This is a genomic window from Lentzea sp. NPDC054927 (assembly GCF_053610285.1).
Genome location: NZ_JBSGXZ010000004.1, coordinates 84,632 through 96,690, shown reverse-complemented (window position 1 = coordinate 96,690; position 12,059 = coordinate 84,632). Strand labels below are relative to the sequence as shown.

Below are 12,059 nucleotides of genomic sequence, written 5' to 3'. Positions count from 1 at the left end.
CCCGATGGGACCACTTCCGGGTGCTTTCGATCTACTTCCGTCACTCTGTCGAGGGAAATCTTTGCCTGGTTGTAGTACGACCGTCGCCCGCGACGGCGGCGCGGGCGACGGTCGTCAGTCAGTAAGAGGGCGGAGCCAGCGGTGCGGATTCGTGTGGCTCGGGACTTTTCGCCGTGGCCACCAATTTGGCGTAACGGGTGCCCGCGGTGAGCAGCACCAGACCGGCGCCGAGGAAAGCCAGCACACGGGCGATGCCGTCGAGCGCGGCCAGGTCGAACAGCACCAGCTTCACCACCGCGGCGGCCACCAGGATCAGGCCCGAGATCCGCAGCGCCTTGTTGTTGATCCCCTTGACCAGCAGGAACAACGCGGCGATCGTCCACGACACCGTGACCACCGAGTGTCCGAAGAGGAATCCGGTCTCGTCCGGCGACACCAGCAGCGCCGTGCACAGCACCGCGCCCGCGGCGCCGTAGAGCAGCACGAGCCCGGCGAGGATCCACGGGAACGGGTGCTTGGCCGGCTCACGCAGCACCTGCATCTTCAGCGCCGCCCACGGCAGGGCAGCCGCGAAGACGCCCAGCACGACCGCCGTGACCAGGCCCGCCGCGTAGTCGCCTGGCTGGATGTCGTTGAAGAAGCGCGGCTCGTCCAGCAGCCACGTGATCGGCACCGCCTGGCCGATCGTCATCAGGAACCCGACGACGCCGAACACGATCGACCCGACCAGCGCGCTCTTCTTGTTGAGCCGGGCCGCGAGGAACGCCAGCAGCACCGCCTCGGCCAGCACGATCGCCGTGCGCACGTTGCCGTCGAGCGCGATCACGGTCGTCTGGAACAACGCGAGCATGCCCGTCGCACCGGCCGCCGTCGTGAACGCGCGGGGCAGGTCCGGGACCATCCAGATCGCCAGCAGCACCGCGGCGACCGCACCGGCGAGCACCGAGTTGGCCGGGTCGTTCAGCAGCGTGGTCGCGAACATCGACGGCAGCGCCGAGCCCGCGATCAGCGCGATCGAGACGATGTCGTCCGGACGCTTGCGGATCGTCAGCAGCGCGACCGCGATGCCGACGACGGTCGTGGCACCGGCGACGCCGACCACGGTCCACTCGAAGTCGTTGGGGATGGCGTTCGCGGTGGTGAGCAGCGAGGCGAAGATCGGCATGAAGCCACCGGCGATTGCGAGACCCGGCCAGTTGCGCTGGATCTGGACCGGCGTGCTGGCCATCTTCAGCACCAGCAGGAACGCCACCAGCAGGACCGTGAAGCCGTCAGTCAAGATCGGCGAGCAGATGGCACAAGCTGCGACAACGCCGACCGCGAGCGTTTGCGAGTCCCAGCGCAGCGCGAGCACGACACCGGCCGCGGCGACCGCGAAGCCGACCACGAGACCAACGCCGGACGGGAAGTACCCGTACAGGCTGGTGGCGGCGATGACGTCGAGGTAGAGGCCCGCGAAACCGGTGGCGGCCAGCGCGAACGCACCGGTGCGACCGGCCGGGTTGCGGTGCAGCCACATGCCGATGCCGACGAGCGCGCCGCTGAACACCGCGCCGCCGATCACGCGCGGCATCGGGCCGAGCCAGCCGCGCTGGATGGCGAGGACCAGCAGCAGCACGAAGCCGAGCACGGTGATCGCGCCACCGACCCAGGCCAGCAGCTTCGCCCCGGCGCCGTCCTTGCCGAGCTTCTCGAACAGGCTCTCGCGCGGTTTCGGTGCCGGCCACTGCGGCGGCGGCTGCTGCCACTGCGCCGGGGGAGGCGGCTGCTGCGGCCACTGCCCTTGCGGCGGTTGCTGCATCGGCATCTGCTGCGACCACGGGCTGGGAGGCGGGGCCTGGATCGGAACCGACACGGGCGTGGTGGGAGTCGGCGGCGGCGCGATGACCTCGGCCACGGCGGCCACCGCGGTCGCGGCGGCCGGAGCCTGCGACCGCATCTCCGTGCTGATCGTCACCAGCCGCTGCCCGATGGCCGCGAGCTCCAGCGAGAGCCGCTGCTCGTACCCGAGGCGATCCTGTCCGTCCATGTGATCAGAGTGAGGCAGACCACGCCCAGTGACATCCGTACACCTACTCATCCCCTGATCTCAGCTTGACTACATACATGTGTAATCGATTAACTACGCCCTCGTGACGACCATGAAGGACGTCGCGCAGCACGCCGGCGTCTCCACGGCCACCGTGTCGCGCGTGCTCAACGGCCATGCCGCGCCGACTCCCGAGACCCGCGTGCGAGTGCTCGCCGCGATCGAGGAACTCGGCTACCGGCCCAACGCCCTCGCGCGATCCCTCAGGACCACCAGCACCCAGACCCTCGGTCTGGTCATCAGCGATCTGCTGAACCCGTTCTTCGCCGAGATCGCCCGAGCGGTCGAGGACGAAGCCCGGTCACACGGCTACTGCGTCGTGATCGGGAACGCCGACGAGAGCGCCGAGCAGGAAGCGACCTACGTGCGCACCCTGCTCGACCGCCGGGTGGACGGCCTCCTGCTGTGCCCCGCGACCGACGACCCGAGTCTGGTTCGTGAAGTGAGCGCAGGCGGCGTTCCGCTCGTCCTGCTCGACCGGACGGTCAGGGGCGCGACATGCCCAGTCGTCCGCGCCGACGGCAGTGAGGCATTGACCTCGCTCGCCCGGCGGCTCGTCGGCGCCGGCCACACCCGCATCGGAGTGATCGCGGGCCCGCCGAACACCTCCACTGGAAGAGAACGAACCGACGTGCTCACGGGGTCGCTCGGCGGTCTCGCGCAGGTCGTGCACGGCGACTTCCGGCAGGAGAGCGGCAGCCAGGCGGCCGCCAAGCTGATCGACGACGGTGCCACGGCGCTGGTCGCGATGGACAACCTGATGGGCCTCGGCGCGTTGGGCGAGGTCAGGGCCCGCGGCCTGCAGATCCCGCACGACATCGCGTTCGCGGTGTTCGACGACCAGCCGTGGTTCCCGCTGCTCGACCCGCCGATCACGGTCATCGCGCAGCCGACCGTCGAGATGGGCAGGGCCGCCGCGCGCAGCCTGCTCGCCCTGATCAACGGCCAGCAACCCGACGACGTCCGCCTCACCGCGAAGCTCGTGCTGCGCGGTTCGCTCGGGGAGGCCGAGCTGTGAAAGCACTCATCACGGCCCGTGGGATCACCAAGCACTTCGGCGCCACCAAGGCGTTGGACGGCGTCGACCTCGACATCAACGCGGGCGAGGTCCACGTCCTGCTCGGCGAGAACGGCGCGGGCAAGTCCACGCTGGTCAAGGTCCTCGCGGGCATCCACAGCCACGACGCGGGCACGATCGAGGGCCACGCCAGCCTCGCCGTGATCCACCAGGAGCTCGCGCTCGTCCCGGAGCTGACGGTCGCGGAGAACCTGTTCCTCAACCGGCTTCCGCGCAGGTACGGGTTCGTCGACCGCGCCGAGATGCGCCGCCGTGCCCCCGCGCTGCTCGACCGCGTCGGCCTGCACGTCGACCCGAACGCCAAGGTCAAGGACCTCGGCATCGCCCAGCAGCAGATGATCGAGATCGCCCGCGCGCTCGACAAGAACGCCGGTGTGCTGATCCTCGACGAGCCGACCGCGGTGCTCACCGACACCGAGACCGACCGCCTGCTGGAGATCATGGCCCAGCTGCGCCACAACGGCGTGGGCCTCGTCTTCATCACCCACCACCTCGACGAGATCCAGCGCATCGCCGACCGCATCACGATCCTGCGCGACGGCAGGAGCGTCGGTGTCCTCGGACCGCGCGCCACCACCCAGCACATGATCGAGCTGATGGTCGGCCGCCCGATCGACGAGCAGTACCCGCGGGCGCAGCAACGTCCAGGTCAGCCCCTCCTCAGCATCTCGGGTCTGACCAAGCGCGGTGTCTTCGAGGACATCACCATCGAGGTCCACGCGGGCGAGGTCGTCGGCATCGCCGGCCTGGTCGGCGCCGGACGCACCGAGGTCGCGCGCGCCGCGTTCGGGGTGGACGACTACGACCACGGCACGGTCCAGGTCGACGGGAAACCGTTGCGCCGCCACGACGTCCAGGCCGCGATCAAGGCAGGCCTCGGCCTGGTGCCGGAGGACCGCAAGGGCCAGGGCCTGGTGCTGACGGCCACGGTCGGGGAGAACCTCGAGCTGGTCACGCTGGACAACCGCGACCGCAAGCGCCTGACCGGCATCGCGGGCAAGCTCCGGATCAAGGGCCGCGTCGAGCAGCCGGTGAAGGAACTCTCCGGCGGCAACCAGCAGAAGGTCGTCATCGGCAAGTGGCTGCTGGCCGACCCGAAGGTGCTGATCCTCGACGAGCCCACCCGCGGCGTCGACGTCGGCGCCAAGGTCGAGATCTACGAGCTCATCAACCGCATGACCGCGCAGGGCCGGGCCGTGCTGCTCGTGTCCAGCGACCTGCCCGAGGTGATCGGGATGAGCGACCGCGTCGTCGTGATGGCCCACGGCCGGGTGGCCGGTGAGCTGCCCAAGGGCGCGACCCAAGACCAGGTGATGGCACTCGCCGTGCAGGAGATCTCAGCGTGAGCACGATCAGCATTCGCAAGTACGCCAGCGAAAACGGGGCCCTCGCAGGGCTTCTCATCCTCGCCCTGGTCATCGCGCTCATGCAGCCGGCGTTCCTCAACGCGCAGAACCTGCTCAACGTCGGCGTGCAGGCCGCAGTGATCGCGATCATGGCGTTCGGCATGACCTTCGTGGTCGTCGCGGGCGGCATCGACCTGTCCGTCGGCAGCATCGCCGCGCTGGCAGCGATGGTCGGCGCACTCACCGCCGGACCGCTCGGCCTCGTCGTCGGCGCGCTGTGCGGGCTCGTCAACGGTGCGTTGATCAGCTACGGCAAGCTGCCGCCGTTCATCGCGACGCTCGCCATGCTGAGCGTCGCCCGCGGTCTGACGCTCGTGTTCTCCGAGGGCCAGCCGCACGAGACGGACGCGCTGGTCACGTTCCTCGGCTCGAACCTCGCACCGATGGTTCCGCTGCCGCTGCTGCTGATGCTGGCGTTCTTCGGCCTCACCGGACTGATCCTCACGCGCACCAACCTCGGCCGTCGCATGTACGCGATCGGCGGCAACGAGGAGGCCGCGAAGCTCAGCGGGATCGACGTCCGCAGGCAGAAGCTCTGGATCTACGCCCTTTCCGGCCTGTTCGCCGCCGCCGCGGGCCTCGTGCTCGCGGGACGGCTCGGGTCCGCCGGTCCGCAGGCAGCGGTCGGCTACGAGCTCGACGCCATCGCCGCGGTCGTCATCGGCGGGGCGTCGCTGTCCGGTGGCGTTGGCCGCGCCACCGGGACGTTGGTCGGCGCACTTGTGCTCGCCGTCCTGCGCAACGGCCTCAACCTGCTGCAAGTGCCGCCGTTCTGGCAGCAGGTCGTCATCGGCGCGGTGATCGCTCTTGCCGCGTTGCTCGACTCACTTCGCCGTCGCTGAGAAAACTCGCAACAGGTAAGGAAGACACCAATGAAGGTGACCCGACGGATCGCGCTGACTCTCGGTGCAGCGGCATTGCTGGCGACCGGGTGCAGCGGTACAGGGGCGTCCGGAGGAAGCGGCATCACCATCGGCCTCGCGGTGTCCACTTTGAACAACCCGTTCTTCGTGGAACTGCAGCAGGGCGCCCAGGAGATGGCGGACCAGCTCGGCGCCAAGCTGACCGTGATGGACGCGCAGAACGACGCGACGAACCAGATCAACCAGGTGCAGACGCTGGTGACCCAGGGCGTCAAGGCGATCATCATGAACCCGGTCGATTCCAAGCAGTCCGCGCCCGCCGCCAAGGCCGCCGAGACGGCGAACATCCCGCTGATCTCGGTCGACCGCTCGGTCGAGGGCAAGGTCGCCGCCGAGGTCGCGTCGAACAACGTCTCCGGCGGCAGCCTCGCGGCCATCGAGCTCGGCCGCGCCACGTCCGGCGAGGTCGCGCACCTCAAGGGCATCTCGGGCGCGTCGGCCTCCCGTGACCGCGGCCAGGGCTTCGAGCAGGGTCTGAACAGCGGCAACATCAAGGTCGTCGCCTCTGCCGTCGCGGACTTCGACCGCGCCAAGGGCCTCAACGAGACCACGAACCTGTTGCAGGGCCACCCCGGCATCAAGGGCATCTTCGCCGAGAACGACGAGATGGCGCTCGGCGCGATCAAGGCCCTCGGCGCTCGTGCCGGCAAGGACGTCGTGGTCGTCGGCTTCGACGGCACGCCGGACGGCCTGAAGGCGATCCAGGACGGCACCCTCACCGCCACCGTCGCGCAGCAGCCGAAGCTGCTCGGTTCCAAGGCCGTCGAGCAGGCGGTCAAGGCCGCGAAGGGTGAGGCCGTTCAGCAGGTCGTGGACGTCGAGGTGAAGGTCATCACGAAGCAGAACGTGGCAGAGTTCATCAAGTGAGCGGACGACTGTTCACCTGATCGAGGACGCCTGCGGCCAGCTGTTAGTTTGGTGGTGCCGGTTGAGATGCTCGACCGGTCTACCGCCGGGCTGGCGGAATGTCAGGTCTGTGGAGCTTGTGTAAGACCGTGGGCGGTACACCGTCCCTTCGCTGGTAGCCCAGGCGGCAACGGGCCGTGAAGCAGAAAGATCCAACCGCGAGGATGGAATCCCAGGCATCAGCCGTGGGTGGAGGTCAACAAGTGACGACGACTCTGCTTGTCCTCGGGTCCGCCAATGCCGACCTCGTGGTCGAGGTCGGCAGGCGGCCCGCCGGCGGTGAGACCGTGCTCGGCGGCGACACCGTCGTGCTGCCCGGCGGCAAGGGTGCGAACACCGCCGTTGCCGCTGCTCGCGTCGGTGCTTCCGTTGCTCTCGTTGGTGCTGTTGGAAACGACGGGTACGGCTCGCTGCTGCGTGAGTCGCTGGAGTCGTCCGGTGTCGACTCGTCGTTGGTGAAGACTTCCGAACGGCCGACCGGCATCGCGTACATCACCGTGACTCCGGACGGCGAGAACTCAATCGTCGTGTCGCCCGGTGCCAACGCGGACGTGTCACCGTCCGATGTGGACGCTCTCTCGTTCGACGGCGTCAGCGTGCTGACCTGCTCGCTGGAAGTGCCGCTCGAGACGGTGATCCACGCGATCGACGTGGCCGCGCGGGCAGGCGTCCGGACCGTGCTGAACCTGTCGCCGGTCGCGGAACTGCCGGCGGAGACGTTCAAGCAGCTCGACACGTTGATCGTGAACGAGCACGAGGCCGCCGAGCTCGTGTCGGACTGGCGGCACCTGCTCCGGCTCGGCCCCAAGACCGCGATCGTCACGCTGGGATCGCGCGGCGTCGCCGTCGTCCTTCCCGCCGGGGTCAAGGAAGTGCCGTCGATCAAGGTCGACGAGGTGGTCGACACGACCGGCGCCGGTGACGCCTTCGCCGGAGCCTTCTCCGCGCGGCTGGCCGAGGGCGACCGGGTCGTCGTCGCGGCGGAGTACGCGGTGAAGGTCGCCGCGCTGTCCGTCACGAAGGCCGGTGCGCAGCCGTCGTACCCGACCGCGGCCGAGGTCAGCTCGCTAGCGGCGGAATGACCTGCACCGGCTGCGTCGAGCCGGTGAAGTCGAAGACGGCGAACTCCTCCTGGTTGCCCAGCTTGGCTTCCAGCCTGCGGAGTTTGCCGTCGGCGTCGAGCCAGTAGTGCAACCGGGAGTCGGCCGCGTCCTTCTGCTTCGGTCCCTCGAAGACGTCGACGGTCGTGTCGCCGATCTTCTCGGAACGCAGCCAGCGCGCCGAACTCTGCAGCAGCAGCTGGGAGTTCTCCGGCCGGTCCGAGCCGAGGTTCACCAGCAGCCGGAGCGCGCCGTCCAGCTCCGAGCCGCGTTCCCGCAGTTCCCTGACCTGCCAGCCGACCGCGGGCACCGGGTCGATCGCCTTGGTGGACGGCGTCATCGCGAACGCCATCCGGCCGAGGTTCCACTGCACCAAGCCCTGTGACGACTCGTCCGAGCGCCCGTCCGTGCGCATGCCCGCGTAGCCGTGGTGGTTCACGAAGTCGACGCGCCCGTCCAGCACGAGCTTGCCGCCGGGCGACGGGACGGACGCGGTGAACGCGCTGACGCCGGTCGTGTAGTTCGAGAACCTGACCAGCGCCAGGCGTTCTGCCTCGGAGATCGACAACGGGCGCGGGTCGGGCGTGGAGCTGCAGGCGGTCAGGACCAGCAGCAGAGCGAGTGCCTTCTTCACGACCTCACCGCCGCGCGGTCGTGGAACAGGTCCTCGGTCGGCACCGCGTACTTCTCGACGTTCGGTGCCTTGTCCGGCAGCGGGCCATCCGGCATCTCGGGCTGTGCGGGCGGTGCGGCGACCTGGTTGAACGGGATTCCACGCGGTGCGGCGGGTTTCTTCATCGTCTCGCCAACGCCGTCGTAGCAACGGTCTTCGACGCAGTTGTTGCGGCCCGGTGCGCGCTTCGAGGCCGCGTACAGCACGTCCTGGCCGTTGCGGGTGATCACGTTGCCCTCGAACCGGTTGTCCAGCGGGGCCAGGTCCTCGCTGGACGCCAGGGCGATGCCCGTGCCGGGGTTGCCGGTGATCAGGTTGCGGGACACGAGGTTTCGCGTGCCGCCGGCGATGCCCATGCCGAGTCCGAACGCGCCGTCGGCCTGCGCCGGGGAGAGCCCCTCGGCGTTGTCGGAGATCAGGTTGCCGACGATGGTGGCATCCTCCTGCGGCAGGAACGCCTCCTGGTAGTCGGAGTTCGAGGTCAGGCCGACGCGGTTGCCGCTGAACCTGTTGCCCAGCACGTACATCTGACCGGAGGCGTTCGTGCCCTCGTAACCGACGGCGTTGCGTTCGGCGACGTTGCCGCGCACGACGATGTCGCACGGCTTGCATTGGCCGACGTAGAAGCCGGAGTCCGCGCTGCCGCTCGCGTAACTCTGCTCGATCACGCCGTGCTGGGCGTCGAACGCGTAGATGCCGTACAGCGCGTTGTTGCTGGCCGTCACGTACGAGACGCGGAAGCCTTGCAGCGGCGGGAACTTCTGCGTGTCCAGCTTGGTGTAGCCGTTGCTGCCGCGGCCCATCCCGCCGTTCTCGGAGAGCCCCGTGACCAGCACGCCGTTCAACGTGTGGTTGCGGACGGTCAGGTTCTGCACCGACACGTCCGGCGCCATCACCACGATCCCGTTGGCGCGCTTGACCTCGCCGTCGATGATCACGCTGTCGCGCCGTGCTCCCCTGATCGTGAGGCCCTTGGTCCTGACCTGCACGGTCTCCTTGTAGACGCCGGGCGAGACGACGATGGTCGCGCCTTCCGCCGCCTCGTCCACGGCAGCCTGAATGGTGCTCAGCTGCGCCGGGACGTTGATCTCGGGACCGAGCTTCGGTTGCGCCGCCGACGAGCATCCGGCGACCAGAAGCACTGCTGCGATGCTGTACGGAACGTGCACAGCCGGGCACCGTACTGCTCCGTTCGGCCTACTGTCACACTGCCCCTGTGGTCCAGCTCTCACGACGCCGCCTGCTCTACGGCGCTGCTGCCATTGGGCTACTCGGCGGCTGCGGTTCGCCCGAACGGCAACTGGGCGTCGCCACGCCGCAGCAGCTGCACGCGGACATCTCGGTGTGGGACGCGTCCGTGCCGCCGTCTGCGCAGGTCAGCTCGTCGGTCACGGTGACGCACGGGCACGGCATCGGCGGTCTGCCGGAGTTTCCCGGTGACGCGGTGCGGCCGCAGGACCTGGGCGGACAGCTGTTCCTGCAGATCTGCGGCGACGATCCCGAGGCTGTCCGGGACGCTGCTTCCCGGCTGCGGCCCGATGGGCGGTTGCGGTGGCGTGAACAGGGGTTTTGCCACGCCGATCGCACGAACGTGCTGGGTTTCAAGGACGGCATCGTCGTGCCCAAGACCGCCCAGGAGTTCGACCAGGAGGTCTGGCTGCCGGACGGGTCGACCATCGCCGTCGTGCGCCGGATGAAGCTCGACGTCCCGGCGTTCACCGCGATGCCGGTGGCCGATCAGGAACGGGTGTTCGGGCGCCGGAAGCACGACGCCGTACCGCTGTCCGGTGGCGACGAGGTCGATTTGTCGGCAAAGACCCCCGACGGCGAGTACGTCATCCCGGCCGACGCGCACGTGCGGCGCGCGCATCCGTTGACGGCGGGCGCCAGCCTGATGCTGCGCCGCTCCTACAACTATGCCGAGGGTCTGCTCTTCATCTCCTACCAGCGCGAACTGAAGACGTTTGTGAACACGATGTATCGGATGACCGACGGAGATGCCCTGTTGCGTTACGCCACGACGACCAGTTCGGCGGCGTTCCGCGTTCCGCCTCTCGATTAGTCACACTGAGCTGTTGGTCGTTCCCGGTGGAAGGGTATGGTCTAGACCATGTCGAGCGCGCGGCTGAGCGGTGTCGGTGTGAGCAGCGGCCGGGCAACCGGCCCGGTGGTGAGGGTTTCCGAGGCCCTGCCAGAACCTCCCGCGGGCCAGCGAACAGCGGATACCAAGATGGAAGCCTCTCTCATCCGGCCGGCGACGGAGGTCGTGGCGCAGCGCCTGATGGAGCGCGCGAAGACGGTCGAGGGTGAGGCCCGCGCCGTTCTGGAGACCACCGCGGCGATGGCCGGCGACCCGGCGCTCATCAAGGCAGCCGAGAAGCTCGTCGTCGACGAGTCGCTCACCGCCGCCCGCGCGGTGCACCAGGCCGCCCAGAAGTTCATCTCCGCACTGCAGGCCGCCGGTGGCTACATGGCCGAACGCGCCCGCGACGTCCAGGACGTCCGCGACCGCGTGGTCGCCGAGCTGTTGGGCCTGCCCGCTCCTGGCGTTCCCGACCTGACTTCGCCGTCTGTGCTGGTGGCGCGCGACCTCGCGCCCGCCGACACCGCCGGTCTCGACCCGACGAAGGTTCTCGCTCTCGTCACCGAGGAGGGCGGCCCCACCTCGCACACGGCGATCCTCGCGCGGTCGTTGGGCATCCCGGCGGTCGTGGCGTGCCGCGGCATCCTGGCGTTCGAAGGCGCCGCTCTCGACGTCGACGGCGACACCGGTCAGGTCCGCGAGTCGGACGGCAAGGTCCGCGCGGCCGGCACCGGCAAGAAGGCGACGTGGAACGGCGTCGGCGTCCTCAAGGACGGCCTCCGCGTGAAGGTCCTCGGCAACGTCGGCTCCCCCGCGGACGCCGCTGCTGCCGCGGCGGCCGGTGCGGAAGGAGTCGGCCTGTTCCGCACGGAGTTCTGCTTCCTGGACGCCGCAGAGGAACCGACCGTTGCTGAGCAGACTGCTGCTTATGAGGCTGTGCTGGCGCCGTTTAAGGGCAAACCCGTTGTGGTGCGCACCCTCGACGCGGGCGCGGACAAGCCGCTGGCGTTTCTGAACCCGGACCCCGAGCCCAACCCGGCCCTGGGCGTCCGCGGCCTGCGCGTCGCCTTCGACCGCCCCGAAATCCTGGACCGCCAGCTCGAAGCCATCGCCGCCGCGGCTGTCTCTTCTGGCGCCGACGTCTCCGTCATGGCTCCGATGGTCGCCACCGCCGCCGAGGCAGCCTGGTTCGTCGAGCGCGCCCGCAAGGCAGGCATCAAGCGCGTCGGCGTGATGGTCGAGGTTCCCTCGGCTGCCTTGTCGGCGAAGGAGATCCTGCAGGTCGTCGACTTCATCTCCATCGGCACCAACGACCTGGCCCAGTACGTCTTCGCCGCCGACCGCCAGCTCGGTGGGGTCGCGGCTCTGAACGACCCGTGGCAGCCCGCGTTGCTGCGCCTGATCGCCCTGGTAGGCGAGGCGGCGACCGCGACCGGCAAGCCCGTCGGCGTCTGCGGTGAGGCAGCGGCCGACCCGCTGCTGGCGTGCGTGCTGATCGGCATGGGCGTCACGTCGCTGTCGATGAACCACACGGCACTGGCCGATGTCGGCGCCAGGCTCGCGACGTCCAGCATGGACATCTGCCAGCTCGCGGCCCGTGGCGCGCTCGCGGCGGGCGACCCGGCGACGGCCAAGCTAGCTGCGCGGGCTCCGCACTAGTTCGAGGAACGCCGACCACGCCTTGTCCGACACGGGCAGGTGCGTGGTCGGCGCTTTGCTGTCCCGGACACCGACGCCACGTCCGACCTCGACGCAGTCGTTCGCGTTGATGCTGTAGCTGCTCTTGCGCCAGCTCGACATG

Annotated in this window: 11 protein-coding genes; 7 read left to right on the top strand and 4 right to left on the bottom strand. The window is 69.1% G+C overall.

What is annotated here, in order from left to right; genetic code table 11:
• Nucleotides 1-118 precede the first annotated feature (118 nt).
• Nucleotides 119-2,029: a DUF2339 domain-containing protein gene (locus ACWGE0_RS08580; protein ID WP_452260301.1), complete on the bottom strand. Its 1,911-nt coding sequence runs from the start codon at nucleotides 2,027-2,029 to the stop codon at nucleotides 119-121.
• A 112-nt stretch (nucleotides 2,030-2,141) separates the two neighbouring features.
• On the opposite strand from ACWGE0_RS08580, the gene ACWGE0_RS08575 reads away from it, so the two are divergent.
• The 5 genes from ACWGE0_RS08575 (at nucleotide 2,142) to ACWGE0_RS08555 (ending at nucleotide 7,484) form a co-directional block, all read left to right on the top strand.
• A complete protein-coding gene (locus tag ACWGE0_RS08575; protein WP_452260515.1) occupies nucleotides 2,142-3,107 on the top strand; it encodes a LacI family DNA-binding transcriptional regulator in 966 nt (321 codons plus the stop codon).
• A complete protein-coding gene (locus ACWGE0_RS08570) occupies nucleotides 3,104-4,513 on the top strand; it encodes a sugar ABC transporter ATP-binding protein (RefSeq protein WP_452260300.1) in 1,410 nt (469 codons plus the stop codon). The genes ACWGE0_RS08575 and ACWGE0_RS08570 overlap by 4 nt, the downstream gene beginning before the upstream one ends.
• Complete coding sequence (locus tag ACWGE0_RS08565; RefSeq protein WP_452260299.1) at nucleotides 4,510-5,415, top strand: ABC transporter permease; 906 nt, start codon at nucleotides 4,510-4,512, stop codon at nucleotides 5,413-5,415. Before ACWGE0_RS08570 ends, ACWGE0_RS08565 begins: the two co-directional genes overlap by 4 nt.
• Before the next feature lie 30 nt (nucleotides 5,416-5,445).
• Nucleotides 5,446-6,363, top strand: coding sequence for a substrate-binding domain-containing protein (locus tag ACWGE0_RS08560; RefSeq protein ID WP_452260298.1), 918 nt, complete (start codon nucleotides 5,446-5,448; stop codon nucleotides 6,361-6,363).
• A 242-nt stretch (nucleotides 6,364-6,605) separates the two neighbouring features.
• Nucleotides 6,606-7,484, top strand: a complete 879-nt coding sequence (locus ACWGE0_RS08555; RefSeq protein WP_452260297.1) for a ribokinase — start codon at nucleotides 6,606-6,608, stop codon at nucleotides 7,482-7,484.
• Here ACWGE0_RS08555 and ACWGE0_RS08550 read toward each other — a convergent pair.
• Entirely contained in the window at nucleotides 7,462-8,136 is a 675-nt protein-coding gene (locus ACWGE0_RS08550) for a hypothetical protein (protein ID WP_452260296.1), read from the bottom strand. The two genes, ACWGE0_RS08555 and ACWGE0_RS08550, sit on opposite strands and share 23 nt — an antisense overlap.
• On the bottom strand, nucleotides 8,133-9,344 hold the full coding sequence (locus tag ACWGE0_RS08545; protein ID WP_452260295.1) for a right-handed parallel beta-helix repeat-containing protein: 1,212 nt from the start codon (nucleotides 9,342-9,344) through the stop codon (nucleotides 8,133-8,135). Before ACWGE0_RS08545 ends, ACWGE0_RS08550 begins: the two co-directional genes overlap by 4 nt.
• 47 nt (nucleotides 9,345-9,391) lie before the next feature.
• On the opposite strand from ACWGE0_RS08545, the gene ACWGE0_RS08540 reads away from it, so the two are divergent.
• Both ACWGE0_RS08540 and ptsP read left to right on the top strand, forming a co-directional pair.
• Entirely contained in the window at nucleotides 9,392-10,237 is an 846-nt protein-coding gene (locus ACWGE0_RS08540) for a Dyp-type peroxidase (protein ID WP_452260294.1), read from the top strand.
• Nucleotides 10,238-10,285: 48 nt separating this feature from the next.
• Complete coding sequence (gene ptsP / locus ACWGE0_RS08535; RefSeq protein WP_452260293.1) at nucleotides 10,286-11,917, top strand: phosphoenolpyruvate--protein phosphotransferase; 1,632 nt, start codon at nucleotides 10,286-10,288, stop codon at nucleotides 11,915-11,917.
• On the opposite strand, the gene ACWGE0_RS08530 is transcribed toward ptsP, so the two are convergent.
• The gene (locus ACWGE0_RS08530) at nucleotides 11,894-12,058 is read right to left on the bottom strand and encodes a DUF397 domain-containing protein (RefSeq protein WP_452260292.1); all 165 of its coding nucleotides are present in this window, start codon (nucleotides 12,056-12,058) and stop codon (nucleotides 11,894-11,896) included. The genes ptsP and ACWGE0_RS08530 overlap by 24 nt on opposite strands.
• Nucleotide 12,059: the final 1 nt, after the last annotated feature.

Excerpts from the sequence above, each read along its gene's own strand:
- ACWGE0_RS08580 (WP_452260301.1), bottom strand. The coding sequence starts at position 2,029 with ATGGACGGACAGGATCGCCTCGGGTACGAGCAGCGGCTCTCGCTGGAG.
- ACWGE0_RS08575 (WP_452260515.1), top strand. The coding sequence starts at position 2,142 with ATGAAGGACGTCGCGCAGCACGCCGGCGTCTCCACGGCCACCGTGTCG.
- ACWGE0_RS08560 (WP_452260298.1), top strand. The coding sequence starts at position 5,446 with ATGAAGGTGACCCGACGGATCGCGCTGACTCTCGGTGCAGCGGCATTG.
- ptsP (WP_452260293.1), top strand. The coding sequence starts at position 10,286 with ATGTCGAGCGCGCGGCTGAGCGGTGTCGGTGTGAGCAGCGGCCGGGCA.
- ACWGE0_RS08530 (WP_452260292.1), bottom strand. The coding sequence starts at position 12,058 with ATGTCGAGCTGGCGCAAGAGCAGCTACAGCATCAACGCGAACGACTGC.